This window comes from Pseudomonas sp. LB3P31, assembly GCF_054897945.1.
This window is the reverse complement of record NZ_CM142710.1, coordinates 1,972,410-1,986,973: the sequence shown is the minus strand read 5'-3', so window position 1 is coordinate 1,986,973 and position 14,564 is coordinate 1,972,410. Positions and strand designations below refer to the sequence as shown.

The 14,564-nt window shown below is 52.4% G+C and carries 14 protein-coding genes; 6 read left to right on the top strand and 8 right to left on the bottom strand.

All coding sequences use genetic code 11. From position 1 onward, the window contains the following. Positions 1-33 precede the first annotated feature (33 nt). Both ACYZTK_RS09030 and ACYZTK_RS09025 read right to left on the bottom strand, forming a co-directional pair. Complete coding sequence (locus ACYZTK_RS09030) at positions 34-705, bottom strand: hypothetical protein (RefSeq protein ID WP_462014114.1); 672 nt, start codon at positions 703-705, stop codon at positions 34-36. Between the two features lie 128 nt (positions 706-833). Further along, positions 834-1,514, bottom strand: a complete 681-nt coding sequence (locus tag ACYZTK_RS09025) for a recombinase family protein (RefSeq protein ID WP_462014113.1) — start codon at positions 1,512-1,514, stop codon at positions 834-836. 147 nt (positions 1,515-1,661) lie between these two features. Between ACYZTK_RS09025 and ACYZTK_RS09020 the strand changes: the two genes are divergently transcribed. The 5 genes from ACYZTK_RS09020 to ACYZTK_RS09000 all read left to right on the top strand — a co-directional run bounded on the left by ACYZTK_RS09020 (position 1,662) and on the right by ACYZTK_RS09000 (position 5,492). Further along, positions 1,662-2,153, top strand: a complete 492-nt coding sequence (locus ACYZTK_RS09020) for a hypothetical protein (protein WP_462014112.1) — start codon at positions 1,662-1,664, stop codon at positions 2,151-2,153. A 15-nt stretch (positions 2,154-2,168) separates the two neighbouring features. Continuing rightward, positions 2,169-2,489: a hypothetical protein gene (locus ACYZTK_RS09015; RefSeq protein WP_462014111.1), complete on the top strand. Its 321-nt coding sequence runs from the start codon at positions 2,169-2,171 to the stop codon at positions 2,487-2,489. A gap of 11 nt (positions 2,490-2,500) precedes the next feature. Beyond that, positions 2,501-3,400, top strand: coding sequence for a hypothetical protein (locus ACYZTK_RS09010; RefSeq protein ID WP_462014110.1), 900 nt, complete (start codon positions 2,501-2,503; stop codon positions 3,398-3,400). 346 nt (positions 3,401-3,746) lie between these two features. Then, positions 3,747-4,379: a hypothetical protein gene (locus ACYZTK_RS09005; protein ID WP_462014109.1), complete on the top strand. Its 633-nt coding sequence runs from the start codon at positions 3,747-3,749 to the stop codon at positions 4,377-4,379. A 387-nt stretch (positions 4,380-4,766) separates the two neighbouring features. Continuing rightward, complete coding sequence (locus tag ACYZTK_RS09000; RefSeq protein WP_462014108.1) at positions 4,767-5,492, top strand: hypothetical protein; 726 nt, start codon at positions 4,767-4,769, stop codon at positions 5,490-5,492. A gap of 535 nt (positions 5,493-6,027) precedes the next feature. On the opposite strand, the gene ACYZTK_RS08995 is transcribed toward ACYZTK_RS09000, so the two are convergent. Beyond that, positions 6,028-7,971 carry a DUF6538 domain-containing protein gene (locus ACYZTK_RS08995; protein WP_462014881.1) on the bottom strand — a complete coding sequence of 648 codons (1,944 nt, stop codon included), beginning with the start codon at positions 7,969-7,971 and terminating at the stop codon, positions 6,028-6,030. Positions 7,972-8,260: 289 nt separating this feature from the next. On the opposite strand from ACYZTK_RS08995, the gene ACYZTK_RS08990 reads away from it, so the two are divergent. Next, entirely contained in the window at positions 8,261-9,496 is a 1,236-nt protein-coding gene (locus ACYZTK_RS08990) for a tyrosine-type recombinase/integrase (protein WP_462014107.1), read from the top strand. Between the two features lie 61 nt (positions 9,497-9,557). On the opposite strand, the gene ACYZTK_RS08985 is transcribed toward ACYZTK_RS08990, so the two are convergent. From ACYZTK_RS08985 to ACYZTK_RS08965, 5 genes are all read right to left on the bottom strand, one after another. Next, entirely contained in the window at positions 9,558-10,580 is a 1,023-nt protein-coding gene (locus ACYZTK_RS08985) for a DUF262 domain-containing protein (RefSeq protein ID WP_462014106.1), read from the bottom strand. After that, entirely contained in the window at positions 10,580-11,122 is a 543-nt protein-coding gene (locus ACYZTK_RS08980; RefSeq protein ID WP_462014105.1) for a hypothetical protein, read from the bottom strand. Before ACYZTK_RS08980 ends, ACYZTK_RS08985 begins: the two co-directional genes overlap by 1 nt. Positions 11,123-11,310: 188 nt before the next feature. After that, entirely contained in the window at positions 11,311-11,502 is a 192-nt protein-coding gene (locus tag ACYZTK_RS08975) for a helix-turn-helix transcriptional regulator (RefSeq protein WP_462014880.1), read from the bottom strand. Positions 11,503-11,549: 47 nt separating this feature from the next. Beyond that, the gene (locus ACYZTK_RS08970) at positions 11,550-11,843 is read right to left on the bottom strand and encodes a hypothetical protein (protein WP_462014104.1); all 294 of its coding nucleotides are present in this window, start codon (positions 11,841-11,843) and stop codon (positions 11,550-11,552) included. Between the two features lie 25 nt (positions 11,844-11,868). After that, on the bottom strand, positions 11,869-14,562 hold the full coding sequence (locus ACYZTK_RS08965; RefSeq protein ID WP_462014103.1) for a toprim domain-containing protein: 2,694 nt from the start codon (positions 14,560-14,562) through the stop codon (positions 11,869-11,871). Positions 14,563-14,564 lie beyond the last annotated feature (2 nt).

The following is a 14,564-nucleotide window of genomic DNA, read 5'->3' as shown; positions in this document are numbered from 1 at the left end:
GCGGCGGCCTCGGTAGATGATAGCAGTCCGGATCTACTGCGAAGTGGAGCCCATTGCGCTGGATTCGCTTTTCCCAGCGCTACTACTTGGCGAAGGTCTTGACCATTTTGTTGAGCGATAATCGAACTGCACTGTTTCAAACCAAAAGTTGGACGCTTCAATGATTCGCTTGCACCGTTTGTGGACGGTTGGAAGAAAATCCACGCTTTGACGGGCACTCTCTGAGGGATTGATGTCGGCACGAGCGTCTCTAATAGCTCCCCACAGGCACCGATAAGCTATTGCCGCTTGCTCGTCGTGAAAATCCGTTGGGCAAAACTTATCCAGCTGCTCGTAATAACCAGCACACGATCTGTTCACTTGATTCCAATCAACTGCGCCCATGCGCTCCAAGTTCTGAAGACGGTCTAAAAGATCCTCAGCAAAGTAGTGCGTGGTTGCTGCGGTATGGCTGATCGCGCTTTGGAGCAAAGCTATTTTCTCTTTCGCCTTCTCCTCATCTCGTCGATCCTTCGCATTGGCTATCCACACCGACGCTAGGATGGCCGCGATAGAGCCAACAGCCTGAACCCAAGCCGGCGCGTTTGGGCTTTCCCAAGACCAGTTGAAAATCCACCACGCGACCAGAATAGCTAACGGCGATACAAGCAGAGTGCCCACAAGATTGCGTGGGCGAATGGTGAATACGAACTCTTTCGGCAGCATTGCTGTCTCCGTGCCATCACTAAAGCGTGAAGCTTGCCGTGTGAGATTTAGCAAGTCCAGTGGGCGACGTTGATGGCATTACTATTCTGATCTAGCCTGCTGAGAATGCTTTAAACCGGGCCCTAACCTCACAGTCCAATTTCAGAGCGCAGTCGTGCAATGGTCCGTTGGATCTGGGTCAGCCCCCATAGGCCGCCTTTTGGGGTTGGGATGCCGATCATGTTTAGCTCTGCCGCCATGGCCCGCTGAGATAGGCCTCTGGCAGTCATCCCATCGAAGAGGAGGCGTAGCCGCTCTACGAACGCGGTGGCGGTTCGCTGGCGCAATTCCATGTTGGGTTTCAAATTGGCGGCGCCCGCCGTCCCTAACGCGACCCCGCGGGCTTTGGCAGCTGCCAATGCTTCTTTGGTCCTTTGGCTGATGCGCTTCGCTTCGTGTTCTGCGAACGCGGCCATGATGTGAATGGTCAGTTCATTTGCCTCGGGCATATCACAAGCAACGAACTTTGCCCGAGACTCCATGAGTCCTGAGACGAAGTGGACGTTCCTTGCTAGGCGGTCAAGTTTTGCAATCACGAGAGTGGCGCCTTGTTTTCGGCAGAACTCAAGTGCAGCTCTCAATGTGGGGCGCTTGACCAAAGCGTCTGAGCCCTTCCCTGTCTCCACCTCCTGATACTCAGCGATCAGCGTTCCATGTGCCCCGTCTACAAAGTGCTCGACAGCATTGCGTTGTGCATCTAGCCCCAACCCGGAAGCGCCTTGTTTCTGAGTAGAGACGCGGAGATAGCTGACAAAATTTAGCCCTGACATCGGTAAACCTCACTCGTGACCACGCTACAAGACGTTCGTTTAATGTGTGGTCAGAATAACATTATATTTAACCTCAGTATAATGATTGTGTTGAGGTAGTGCTTTTGTGGTAATGTTGCTTTTCTCACACCACTGAAGGATTCACCAATGAAAACATTCAAGGTCCGCACGGCAGAGCTAGCAGATGGAAGGCGCACGTCTTTCCGGTTTGAAGAAACTACATGGGCGGCGATAGAGGCCTTTGCCGACAGTCGTGGCATCCGTTGGCAGGATTGGGCGCGTGTTGTGTTGGCGCAAAAGCCTGACGCGCCGAACAAAGCTGCGGTCATCCGGTCTGCGCTCGCTGACGAGTTACTGACCGAGCAATTCGCCGCGATGGCTGAAGAGTCTGGTATTGGAAAGTCCGAGCTAGAGGAACCACACGAGATTGCCGGAACAGGCTACTACCGCATCGACGACGACCAGTTGGCCAACGAGCTGGCGGACGCCACCACCATCACAAGAGACGGCAGCTTTGGCTCCTTCGTGCTGCATATCGGTCGGCGCTCGACTTCCTATGGTGGCGAGCCGTTCGTGATCGTCGAGAACCTGCTGAAAGGGCAACTGCACCTGATGATTGCCCCGACTGTTGAATCATAAAAGGCGGACCCACCTATGAAAGTAAAAACGATTTCGGCCAGTGAAACTGCATACATTCTTCGCCGCAAACTCGGTGCTGTTCGTGCATGGGACGACGTGCTGGCTGACATGAGAAGGGGGCGTAGCTCCTACTTCGGCTTGACCCTGACTCCTTATTTGTCGAGCCATGACGGTAAAGCGCTGCGCCCATACTATCGCCTCCAGGACATCGCGGACTTCATCAATGCAGCCCTAAGTATCGCTCCATCATCGACGGCAATGATCCCGGTTCAGATGTATGAGTTTGAGGTCTCGCCTGCTGACAAGAGGCTCTGGAAAGGGGGTGCAGCGGTGTGAACGGGTCAGGCGTGGTCAACCGCAAATCCTTCAAGGTCACAGCCTGCATTGATTGGCTCGACGTTGTTGTCGAAACGTCCAGACCAACACAACACCACCACCTTCAAGAAGCGCTCAGAGAAATCACCCGCACCACGCTCTGGGTCAAGGCGCTTGATAAACAGGCCGGTAACGTCGGAACAGTGTTTAGAGTTCGCTTTCACGATGTCTTGGCGAACGACTACACAAAACTAGATCACACGATGGGCGAGCTTTCCCTTCGATACCCTTTCGTAGCACTGCCAAAAATCACAGCGGTTGAAGTGGCCTGCGACTTCCGGCACAAGACCGGCTCGATACCCGAAATGCTGGCAATGACTCACAGGTTGCAATCAAGCCTTTTTGCCGATGTGACAAAGCACCGCCAGTTCGACCCCGCCACCTGGGAGAATCGTTATCTCGACCGTCACGGGGATCGATTAGATCCGAACCTGAATTTTCGCATAGGCAACAAAGAAGACCCATTCGCCTGGCAGGTTTACTACAAACAAACCGACAACCAAAAACCACTCGCGAAAGATCAGTGGCGAGCACGAGTCGAGGTAACACTGCAAGGTTCGGCACTGCATGAATACGGGATGAACCTGCTGTCTGATCTTCAGCATTTCCACTTCGATAAACTCGCCGGACTGTTTCGTTTTCGACGACCAGTAGCGCCAGAGAAGCAAGCTGACGGCGACCGCTTCAAGCTGTCGGCGATCAAGATAAATCGCAAACTGCATGACGCAACCCCGGAACGCGGCATGCACAGCTTCGATAAAGTAGGGCAGCGTGACAAGTGGCGCAAGATGCGTGCGGAGAGTCGGCACCTTGAAGCTGACAGCGAGCTTCAGGGGGCGGTAAAGGGCGCTCTCCGCCGACTCAGCCTGTAGAATGCTTGCGCAAAAAAAAGGGACAAAAGTCGACCCACAAGCCGCCCGAAATCCGCGCAAGCACAGGACATTGATCCCACCGTCCTAATAACTGTGTAGTTACCGTAAGCATCTATGTGAAGCACCCACAGTAACTCTCAATAAAAGCGAACCCTTAGAACCATAAGGCCCCCTCAAAGGGGTTGCTTTTGTTGTCGGCGGGAGAAACTGATAAAAACTTATACGTGGCCCCTGAGGCCCATCCTGAGATCGTCTAAGGGCCGCCGGTGACTTTAGGCTTGGCGTCGTTGCTTTTTGGATCGCAGTGAATCTATTCTGATGTTCGTGACAAATCTAAGGAGTAATCATGCGTTGGATCGACCGGAGACTACCCTTCACCCGATTAAAACCGCTGCGCTCGCTCATGGTTGGATGCTCAATCTATCTTGCAGCTTCCTCCGCGTTCGGAGGCACAGAAAACGCAAATAAAAGCAGCAACCAATCTCCTGTCCCGTTCGAATTGAAGGGCGTGCAGATAGGCGACGGGCCAGAAAAAATCGCAAAAGATTTTAATACTGAATGCAATGGTGTGTTTTGTATAGCTCTTCGCAATAGGGATCAGCCCGACAAACAGACGATACCAAGTGATAAGCAACTTTTTGCCGGATATCAAGTGTTGAGTTATAGTTTTCAGTTTTCCAACAGAAAACTTGGGGTTGCCACTGCAAAGTTCTACTCGGGGGCTTTTAGTTCTGCTTTAGAGGCTCTTTCTGCCAAATATGGAAAGCCTTCATTTTCCAATAAAACAACCCTTCAAAATCAATATGGCGCAAGCGTTACCGGTAAAGAAATATGGTGGACGAAAAAAGACGTAGCCATTGTTTTGACTCAATATTCTGGCGACCCGGAGACAGGGTCTGTTCAGCTATTGTCAAAAGCGCATCTTGATGGCCTTAAGAGAGAAAACGCTAAACAAGCGCAGACGCCTGGGAATATTTGATGCGTTACGCGAACCCTTCGGCCTTGTCGGGAGAATGCCCGATGTGGCTGAGCTCCTTCATAAGCGTGCCTAAGATCCGCCGGCGTTTTAGAGCGATAGCCCATGCAAACTAATAGGTTGGTAGTGGGCTGTAGCGTTTTTTGTGCAACGTAACGCCTATGCAATGCAACAGAAGATCGTTGGTTTTTAACCTTCATCCCGCGCTCTATACGGCTGACGTAGCTGTAAGCGACGGATGCAGCGGCACCATGTCTAGAAAAGAGAAGTGCGTTAGTTGTTGAAGGCTTTGTGTGATGTGCATCTTCAATGCTGAGTTTGTGGTAGAACACGGGAGCAACACCTAGTCATGCCGGCACGGTGTGGCACTCAAAATTTGCGGATGAAGGAATGAAAGCAATGCAGGATCTCTCTGTGCGTCATCGTCGCTGGGTGGCAAACCATTTCGGCGGCAAGGTTAAGGAACTGCACTACTATTTGGCCGCCATCGTTACCGCCAGTGACCATTCTCTTCGGCTGTTCGCCAGTGGGCATCAAGTTCCCAGCACAAACAGTCAGGCCCTTGTCTACGGATTTTCTGCGTATGCGAATGTCATCCAGACACTGAAGGACGCGACTAAGACAGTGACCGGCGAGCAGCTACCGTGGTCAACGATCAAGCTACTTCGCCATGGTTCTTTCATGAAGGATGCGCGTAACGCAGCGACCCATGACGGCAATCCTGTCGTCAGCGCCTGGGTCGATGGACGCTACTTTGTTCCTGCAAAAATTACCCGACTAGGTGATAGTGGGCAGGTTATAGAGATTCCGGCACCTGCCGAAGACGTTGGAACCCTATGCCTGGAATTCGCTGAAGATTTTTGCCAGCTATTACGCGAAACATTGCTTGGGATGGATAACGTCGCCCACCTTAGGGGAGCTTCGTTCAGCATGGCCGAACTGGAGGAAGCGATCGCGGAATCCAAGGTCATGCCAGAGTTCGCCAAGGAGCTGTTCGCCAGCAATCGACAAGAGATCGCGACAAGTATCAGTGACGCCAAACATGATCCTGTAGCTCAGGCGATTGGCCACCTTGACGAGGTGATCCGCTACTGCGAATTGATTCAAAAAAAGTAACCGGACAGCCACTATGGCTGCTTGGTTATTGAATCAGGCGTCAAAAGCCGTATTATCGCTTGTCATCAACGGATTGGCCATGAGCTCAAACGGTAGCCGATAGCCTCTTCGGCCGGTTACTGCCTATCGCCGCCATCGGTATCAACGTGCAGCTCTCCGAACGGCAACTCTACGGCTTCGTATGGTGCCGCTGGAGCGACGATCTCGGAAAACGCGCGCCCAGTCTACGCCGAGAGCCGCCGCAAACCCCTCAATCGCTTCCAGGGAGGGAGGGGCGAGTAGCGTCAACGGCGATTGCGGTGACAAGCGCCGAAGTCGCTCGTCATTCGATTGTTGGCACCGGTCAGAGACTTTATTGACCAGGTCACTGGAGGTCGGATGCGAGCGCTTAGCCTCATTTCTGACGCTATGTGCCTTCATCAGGAAGCTTTTTTCCACCGCCCCCATAGTCTTCTTCAAGCTTCCAGTCGTGGCTCACTCGCAGAGGGTGCGCGAGCAACATGAAGTGGCGGAAGTCGCCACTTCTGTAATGCGTTTACTTTTTGGAGTTCTGGATCTTTCTTTTTGTTGCGCTTGCCACGGCCAGCAGCCCGTCAGTGATATTGAATTTGTGAATTTCTGGAAGGGGGAACTCCAGCGCGTTCACAATTGGAGCCATTCGGTCTGGAAAGGTGTCTTTCCGGTATGTGCGAGCCGCAAGTGACTCTCCACGCTCATGACCTGCAAGCTGGGACGCAACGTCTTCCGGATGACCTTGATTGAAAATCTCGCTAATGAACATGTGTCGGAAACTATGGAAGGTTTTGCGTCCGTCGCGTTTTATGCCTAGCTGCTTGCCAAGAAACCTCTCGTTAAACCATGAGCTTGCCGGTTTACCGTAGCCTTTTACCCGGTCGTATTTCAGTTCGGGGAACAATCTCTCATGCTTGTTTGCCTTGAGTTCCTCGATGTAGTCCAAAAGTCCGAGATCGATCAGTTTCGCATGAAGCGGTATTTTCCGGTCTGAACTCAGCGTCTTCAGGGACTTATCGCCGGCTGAGTCGACTTTGCCCGCACCATCTTTGTTGAAGGAAACGAAGTGCGTGCCAATTTTCGTGCTTTGAAAGTCTTTCAAATACAGCTGAGATAGCTCGTTGATGTGGCCTCCGGTGTAAAGGCCGAGCAATGGCAACCAGTAAAAATGAGGGCGATATGATGTGAATCCCCCGTATTGGTTTTTTTTGTCAGTGCCGGTGACGAACCATGCACAAGAAAAGATTTTACGTATTTCGTCATCGCTAAATACACCTCGGCTGTCTTGGTCCCGTCTGGTCTTTTTGACAGGGGGCGTGATGTTTTTTGCTGGATTCTCTTTGAGATACTGCTGAATTACTGCCCACTGGAAAATCTCCGCGAGTTTTTCCATGTGTTTTTTGACTGCGTTCTCAGTCATTCGTAGTTCGTCATTGATCTCGGCGAGTTCAATCAGAATGGCTGGATCGTCCGTTCCATGCTTCTTTGCGGAAATGTCGCGCTTCACCGGCATTTTTTTCAGCAACTGATGGTAGCTTCTGATCAATTCTCGATTGAGTTTTCCGAGCGCAGGGTTGTTCATGAGAGAAATGAATATTCGCACCATTGAGGCGATCCGGATGCGCGTCTCCTCTTTGCAGCTTGCCTTGTATGCCAGGTAGAGAGTGAGTAGGTCGGCAACAGTCATGGATGAGTGTTCTGGTGCGCAACAGGAGTCAGATGCTGTCGGAGCTGGGGGTGCTGACGAAGCCGAAATGGGTGTTGCAGTGGTCAGTGCGCTGACCGGCGCGACTGTTGTAGGCGTCAACGCTTTGATGAGCGGAACGATAAATAGACTTTGCGCCTGAACCGTTGAAATCAGCACAGAGGCAGCAGTTAGGCGAAGGCCGGGCAGATCAAAGAATGCGCCAGATCGCCCTCCAGGCACGTTGAAAGCGACCTCCTCTGACACTCCGTCCTCAAGAATGCTGAGAATCGTATTGCGGTTGTGGAATGGTCTGAGGTTGCCTGTAAATGTGTGCGGGTCTCCTTCGGTAAAAGCGCTGTTTAGGACAAATCCACCCGTGTCCGACTCCCGATCAACCTCGTCGTAGTCGGTAACTAAATAACCGGGCTGTGCGTTTGCCGCGTAGAACACGGGAAGGTTGTGTTTCAGCGTCTCTCTGAGGAGGTGCTCTACAGGCAGGCCGGAAGCTGAGCTGAGTTCGCTAATGCTGATGAACCCTACGGTCGATAGGAGAGCACTGCTCATGTTCAATTTTTCTAGGTTCATCTGATCCAATTCTTCTACGCACGAATGCCAATGCAACAGCAATCGGCATGCTACAGCTTTTGCCGCACGATAATCACTGGATCGGGTCGAGGTGTGAAGTTCGCGTTGACCAAAATGTAGTCGGAAGCGTTTGGGGATGGTGATGCGTAAAACGTAGATTCCGCTCGAACGGCGATAGAGGTTGTCACGATGCATCACGTTGGGTGACTCCAGTGTAGGAGGGCCTCGTGACAAGCTACTGCTAACCCATAAAATTGATTGAGAAATCAATGAGTTAGATGGGAGATGGAGCGGGTGAAGGGAATCGAACCCTCGTTATCAGCTTGGGAAGCTTTGGTGGGTGATGTTTCATGCGGTCGCGAACTGTATGCTTATGCGTCGATAGCCCAGCCAGAATGCGGGTTTCGATGAAATCGGCAGTTTCAGGCTGCTTCACGGATAGACCACTTATTTCAGGCCAACGGCCCCCAAGTACGGCCCCCAGATGCTCACAGAGAAACAAATCAAGGCTATGAAGCCTTGTGAGAAGGAATACACAGTCTCAGATGGACGTAGCGCTCGAGGCGAGGGCATCTTGATGATCCGGGTCCGTCCCAACGGGACAAAGGAGTTCTATTTTCAACGTCGCGTGAATGGCAAGAAGTCTAAGACGAAATTGGGCACCTGGCCGACTCTTGGCCTGGCTGCTGCGCGGGACCATTGCCGAGTCGAAAAAGAGATCCTGGTATCGGCCGGTACCTTTCAAGATTTGCTAGACGGCTACATCACAAAACTGGAAGGTGAGAACGCCGCCTCGGCCGATGATGTGAAATGGTCATTTCGCCACTACGTAACCGAGCCGTTCTCTGACCTCGTAAAGCGGCCGGTATCCCTGATCGGACCTGCAGACATTCGCGACATCATCAGCAAGATGATTGCTGCTGGCATCACGACCTATTGCAACCGGCTGCGATCGCAACTGCATGCTGCATTTCAGGTCGGCCTTGAGCAGGAGTTCAACCCGCGCAGTTACAATAAGCAGGATTTGAAGTATGGGCTGCAGAGCAATCCTGTCGCGAGCGTCCCGGTTCAAGCTGACTGGGAGTCACCAGGCGATCGAGCCTTGTCCTCGACGGAGTTAGCCACGCTATGGCAACTCCTGCCGGAACACCTCTCCCTGGTGACATCGGAACTGTTGAAATTCTTGATTGCATCCGGTGGCCAGCGTCCGGAACAGCTTCTGGCCTGCGATCGTCGGCAGTACCTGGCCGACCATTTAATTATCAGAAACAAAAAGGGCAGGAGTAGCCGCAAAGGGATTGAAGGGGAGCGTTCGCTGCATGTGGTGCCATACAACAAGTTGATGCGGCATAGCTTGAAGGTGATGAACGAAGTCAGCCAAACGAGCGCGTATCCTTTTGAGGGCAAGATCGAAGGTCAGTCGCTTCATACAAACTCACTATCCCGAGCAGTGACAAAGCTTTACGGTCGGCACACTGACAAATTCAGCGCTCCGTTCACGCTGCGTGACATTCGCCGGACCTGCAAGACTTTAATGGGAATGGCGAAATTGGACAAAGAGCTGCGGGATCGAATACAAGGGCATGCGTTCAACGACGTGTCGTCAAAGCATTACGATCGATACAGTTACTTTCCGGAAAAAAAGCAGGGCCTCCAGCGCTGGGCTATTTGGCTTGATAAGAATGTCATAAATGTAAAAGTTAAAGCGCCGTCCATGTAGCTTAAAGTATGTCTGCACGACGGGATTTGCAGAGGGGCGCATAAAGCGCCCCCATGCATTATCAAATGATAGCGCTTCTAATCACTTTGTTAATGATCTCGCCCCGAAGGATTCTACTACCTCTGTCGTTAGTAGCTTGTATCGCTGCCTTGTAATATCTCATATTGTCAGCGTCAAGTGGGTCTTCTTCCGTCTCCGTCCCGGTACCAACGTTATCTACCAGCGTCATGAATTTCTCGAGTTCATGGCGGACCATCGGGACTCTTAGATCCACTTCTGCAAGAATTAAAAGTTTATAGAGCTCTACAAATAATGTGAAAAAGTCAGCTTTTTTGTAAATGCGACTCTTGGGCGGGAAGTTCAGCCTGTCTATGAATGAAAGGACAACTTGAGTATTGTGTAGTATCTGATCTTTGTTTGGGAATGATTCATTGAATTGGTCGAGAAATGCTTCTACTTCGTTGTCGCGATTAAAGTAAGTGCTCATAACTGTTGCCAGCAAACTTGCGCAATACATGGTGTCGTTCATGCGCTTGACATCAGTCGAAGTAAAGATCCGGTAGTCGTTAAAGAACTCAAACTGCGCAAACGTTTCGGCGGCCTTTTTAAATTCGCCCCCGTAACGAGCGTTGTGGATTTCCATGGCGTTCAATCCGTAGCTAGTCGAATTGATACGCTGAAACACCTGCTTGATCTGTTCGATCGACATGTTGCCCAAGTCACGAACAACGACTTTGTACTCTAAAAATCTAACCTGATCTTCTTCGGCTAATTCGTCATAGCTCAGAAAGCCGGCTGGTAAACGTAAGTCGGGTGACCCTTTGAAATATTGGTAAAGAGTGGTTATGCGCTGCTGGCCGTCTACCAACATCTCAGCACCTTCGCCAGTTTTTGTATCAACTTTTCCGGCCGCTATATAAATTTCAGGGAAAGGGTAACCCTCTAGTACAGTGCGAATAAATTCAACCTTGTCCTTGTTGATCCACACCAGACGGCGTTGGAACTCTGGTTGGGGAATTAAAGTTGTGTTGGCTATGGCGGTCAACAGAACTCGGAGGCGTCTATTTGAAGCTGAAGTATCCATTAAATTAGTTCCTTGCATTGTTCGATGCAGATTTTTTGATACTCATGCAGGAAAAAGTTTGAGTGGTATAGTCCTGCTCGTATCTTATACGGTCCGTATTGCCCGCTTGAAGTTAGGGCGTTAAAGAACGCCCACCACTCTGTCGTAAATTGATTTCTCGGAAGTTTGTCTGGTCTAATCCAGCCCTCCGAAAGGTATCTGAAAAAAGATTCAGATTTTGGCCAGTATGCCCCGCCTTTCTTAAATAGATATGCCTCGGCCCAGACCGCTTCAAATAATTTAGGTGATACGACTGCTATATCTATGTCGGACTCGTCGTTGAAAGACTGGAACCTCCGGCTGGGTTTTATGCTGAAGCCTAACTTTCCCGAGCCAACTACAATGACGTCGCTAAATTCAATGCCAAAATTTTCGCAGACCTGTTCTTTCAGGCGGTAGTGCTGATCGACACTTAGAATTTTACTCTCGGCCGCCAGTATATATTTTCTGATTATCTGTAAGCTTGTAAGTATCGCTAAGTCTTGCTTGAAATCATCGATCATCTTTTAAGGTCTGACCTGGTTGGTAGTTGTCCACCTTTACTTCTTACGTAAAGACGGGCAAAAAACATGTCCGTATGGTGGTTCAGCACAAACCGTATACCATCGTGTGCGGTATTTTGCACCTGAAATACCGCGATAAGGCTCTTTACAGTTTCTCGATTCTGAGGTGTTCGATGCGACGGGGGTGCTTATGCAGCCTCATCTTTTGCGGCGGTTCCCCAATTCTCCGGTGAGTTTTGCCAGGCCGTTATCGCAGATTCTCTCCAGCCAACTCGACCAGCCGAAATCATCACCGATCTTGGAAACCTCCCGCGTTTGATTTCTCGCCAAAGAGTCGCTCGAGACAACGACGTTACGTCTAGCACTTCCTTTTCTCGCATAAATCGGTCTAGTTTTCGCATACTTTGTATCCTACAGAATTGGCTGGTTAGGCTTGGCGAGCCAGGTGAATGACCAAGTCATCAAAACTAGGGTCGTCCCCTGTGCATGACCGCCATTCCAGAACCTTCAGAACCTGCAAGCGGCTGCAGTCGTCCACCAGGATCTCTCGCTGGCCAGCTGCAGCTCTAACTTCCAGAATCTGCAGTAGCCCGTCTTCGCCATATGCCCCGGCTTGAATGATCGGGGTGTTTTGTCCAGCCGAGATCATCCTGTCTTGGATCTCCTGCAGCTTGCTGGTTTTGCCGTCGCAGGCGTTTCCTATGAACACTTGAACTTGCATCTGTGATTCCTCCCTTGGTGTGTAATCAGGCAGCCTGGAAAATCCAGCACCGCACGGTCTTCGGTTTGTCGGCGGCATCGGTATCCCATGCGGAGCAGACATTCCTGTTGGTCTCAACGAACTTGGGGCACTTGCTTGTTTTTAGGTGGCGCTTGAGCTCAGTCAGGTCCGGGACTTTCTGGCGTTTCTCAGCGGCTTCCTTGGCGAAGTCGTTGAGGTTCACCGCAATCAGGCCGTCATTGCGGGAGTGGTTGAGCCCACCTGCAGTGCTGTTCAAGTACTCGTACAGTTCCCAGAACTCGACGACGATCGGGTGATCAGCGTTGATCGCCAGCTGACGTTCCTTGGCCATGCTCTGGATCTCGGCGTGGGCAGCGTCCACCTGGTGCTTTTTCAGCGGAACAACGTGAACCAGGGCATCGACTAGGGCGTGCAGCTGCGCGTGATTCTTCGCGATCCGGACGGTGCGGATCTCGGGAAGGGCCAGCAGCTGCTGTTCGTATTTGGGCCCCTTTTCGCGGACGGTCTCCATCACCTTGCTTTCCATCATGGTGGACTTGACCAGGAAGCCGCTGACGCGGTCGACCGGCATCCGCTCGAGCTTTTCCACCAGCAATTTGGTTTGCGGCGTCTGCCCGTCCTTCGTCATGGCGATGTGCACCAGGCGTTGCAGGATGGGTTCTGAAGCGTTCACCGCGTGGTTCTGGCCGATGACCACAGCGCCACGGAAAGGAGGTTCCCGGGTGTCGTTGCCGTTGTTCTTCACACCGGTGGAGCGAACGCTGCGGCCGTTGTAGGCGGTTTTCAGTTCGTCCCAGTCGTACTGTTTGGTTTGGCTGCCATCGGTCTTTTCCCGCTCCGATTCGATCAGCACCACCGGCAGATTGCCGACCTGGGCGAAGTTCCGTGCTCGAGCAACTGGGGTGCCCTTGGTTGGGTCGAAACCCTCGTAGTCGATACGTCCGCAGAGCTTCCATAGAAACTCGATCAGCGTGGACTTACCGGCGCCTGGCTCACCGATGATTTCCATGAAGGGGTAGCTTTTCTGATGCTGCCGGATCTGCTCGGCGAACAGCGAGCCGAACCAGAATGCGAGCGCGACCAGACCCTTGGCACCGAAGCATTGCCAGATGATGTCCAGCCACTCGGTGTCGAACTTCTCCAGCTCCGTGTTCAGGTTGAGGATCACCGATTGGCTGAGGGTCTTGATGCTCAGCCGGTCCATGTCGAAGAAATCCTCCTCGTTCAGCTTGAACACTTTCCCATCGCGCACCGCTACGTCGCCGTAGACGTACGCGCTGTGCTCACGGGTGTAGCCGGTGAAGTCGATGGTCTGAACGGTTTTGAGGGCGTCGGTTTGCTCCTCAATGAAGGCGTCCAGCTGCTGGGTGGTACCGGTGAACATCCCGCCCGGGGCGATACCGAGAAGGCGCTTCTTGAACTCTGCCGACGAGGCGATCTGCGAGCTGGTGAAGGTGTTCTTGATCGGTGCAGCATCGTGGGCGAACGTGATCCGGAAGTAGTACCAGGACTCGTCGGTGAGCTTGTTTTCCTGGTAGTACAGGGCCTTCGGATTACAGGTCGCAATGCGCTGCAGCGCGCCGCACTGCTGCATAGCCTTGGCCCGCATTTGCTTATTGTTCAGCTGCTGATCGTCGTGGTGATCGCTGTCCTCGAGTTCCTGGATCGCCTTGTTGTACTTCTCCAGATCGAGCTTGAACCAGTACAGTCGATTGCCGAATTCCAAGTGGAATTCGCTGCGGCGCTTCCAATCAAACATCACCAGAGCTTTCTCGGTGGCGTTCTCAGCAATCAGCAGGGCGCCGTAATGCCGCGCAGTGGTGATGTCTTTGTCGACCTGAGCATCACGCTTCTCGCCTTCGTCCAGAAACTGCCACCGCTGGTGCAGATCGTTCCAGTCGACCTTCTTGTTATCCCGCTGCGGTATCTGGGCTGCTTCGCAGGTGAAGCCAAGTTCGCGGGCCATGCGGACCCAACGCTTGGTGTAAGCGTGTGCGCCAGGCTCGTTATCAAGCGCCCAAACCAGTTTTGGCAGGTGGCCTGGACGAGCCGCTGCCAGCGCTTGCAATGAGTCCGCTGGGAAGGCGTTTGAGGACATAGCCGACACTGCGGGAATGTTGTGGTGCACCAGGGCAAGCGCGTCGAAGATCCCTTCGACAATCCAGATCTCTTTCGCCTCGAGCACGTCAACGCAAGGCGGGCACCACCAAACACCTTTGTAGGACTCACCCGGCTTGAAGCGCGCCTTCATCTTGCCGAAACGCGCAGGCTTGTCGATCAGTCGTTCCCAATAGCCGCCTTTCTCCAAGGCGAAGCGTACCGTCGCACTGCCTGCGTCGTGCTGGGCCGAGTAATACGTTTCCTGTGTAAACCAACCGGCGATCAACGAAATGTCGAAGCCGCGGGCAAATTCAAGGTATGCACGCGCAGTCGCCGTTGGGGCGTTCTCAGTGGCTGGAACGCGCTTGCTCCAGTCTTCAAAGAGGTCGTCGTAAATCTCTTTCACGTGCACGGTGTGGCCGCACTTTTCCTGACGTCCACAGATGAGCTGCCACGGACTGTCGAAACGGGTGTACAGCTCTTTCTTATTGCACTTGGGACAAGTGCCCCCACGCATGTAGTTGGTGGGCGCACGGTGTTTGAGACCGAATTCGGACTCGATGCGCTGCAGAACGTCGTGACGCAGATCGTCTCTCATAG

What these genes read in the sequence shown, in the direction of transcription:
- ACYZTK_RS08980 (WP_462014105.1), bottom strand. Translation starts at nt 11,122, where the DNA reads ATGATCGATGATTTCAAGCAAGACTTAGCGATACTTACAAGCTTACAG.
- ACYZTK_RS09005 (WP_462014109.1), top strand. Translation starts at nt 3,747, where the DNA reads ATGCGTTGGATCGACCGGAGACTACCCTTCACCCGATTAAAACCGCTG.
- ACYZTK_RS08975 (WP_462014880.1), bottom strand. Translation starts at nt 11,502, where the DNA reads ATGCGAGAAAAGGAAGTGCTAGACGTAACGTCGTTGTCTCGAGCGACT.
- ACYZTK_RS09000 (WP_462014108.1), top strand. Translation starts at nt 4,767, where the DNA reads ATGAAAGCAATGCAGGATCTCTCTGTGCGTCATCGTCGCTGGGTGGCA.
- ACYZTK_RS08985 (WP_462014106.1), bottom strand. Translation starts at nt 10,580, where the DNA reads ATGGATACTTCAGCTTCAAATAGACGCCTCCGAGTTCTGTTGACCGCC.
- ACYZTK_RS08995 (WP_462014881.1), bottom strand. Translation starts at nt 7,971, where the DNA reads ATGCATCGTGACAACCTCTATCGCCGTTCGAGCGGAATCTACGTTTTA.
- ACYZTK_RS08965 (WP_462014103.1), bottom strand. Translation starts at nt 14,562, where the DNA reads ATGAGAGACGATCTGCGTCACGACGTTCTGCAGCGCATCGAGTCCGAA.
- ACYZTK_RS09030 (WP_462014114.1), bottom strand. Translation starts at nt 705, where the DNA reads ATGCTGCCGAAAGAGTTCGTATTCACCATTCGCCCACGCAATCTTGTG.
- ACYZTK_RS09020 (WP_462014112.1), top strand. Translation starts at nt 1,662, where the DNA reads ATGAAAACATTCAAGGTCCGCACGGCAGAGCTAGCAGATGGAAGGCGC.
- ACYZTK_RS08990 (WP_462014107.1), top strand. Translation starts at nt 8,261, where the DNA reads ATGCTCACAGAGAAACAAATCAAGGCTATGAAGCCTTGTGAGAAGGAA.
- ACYZTK_RS08970 (WP_462014104.1), bottom strand. Translation starts at nt 11,843, where the DNA reads ATGCAAGTTCAAGTGTTCATAGGAAACGCCTGCGACGGCAAAACCAGC.
- ACYZTK_RS09025 (WP_462014113.1), bottom strand. Translation starts at nt 1,514, where the DNA reads ATGTCAGGGCTAAATTTTGTCAGCTATCTCCGCGTCTCTACTCAGAAA.
- ACYZTK_RS09015 (WP_462014111.1), top strand. Translation starts at nt 2,169, where the DNA reads ATGAAAGTAAAAACGATTTCGGCCAGTGAAACTGCATACATTCTTCGC.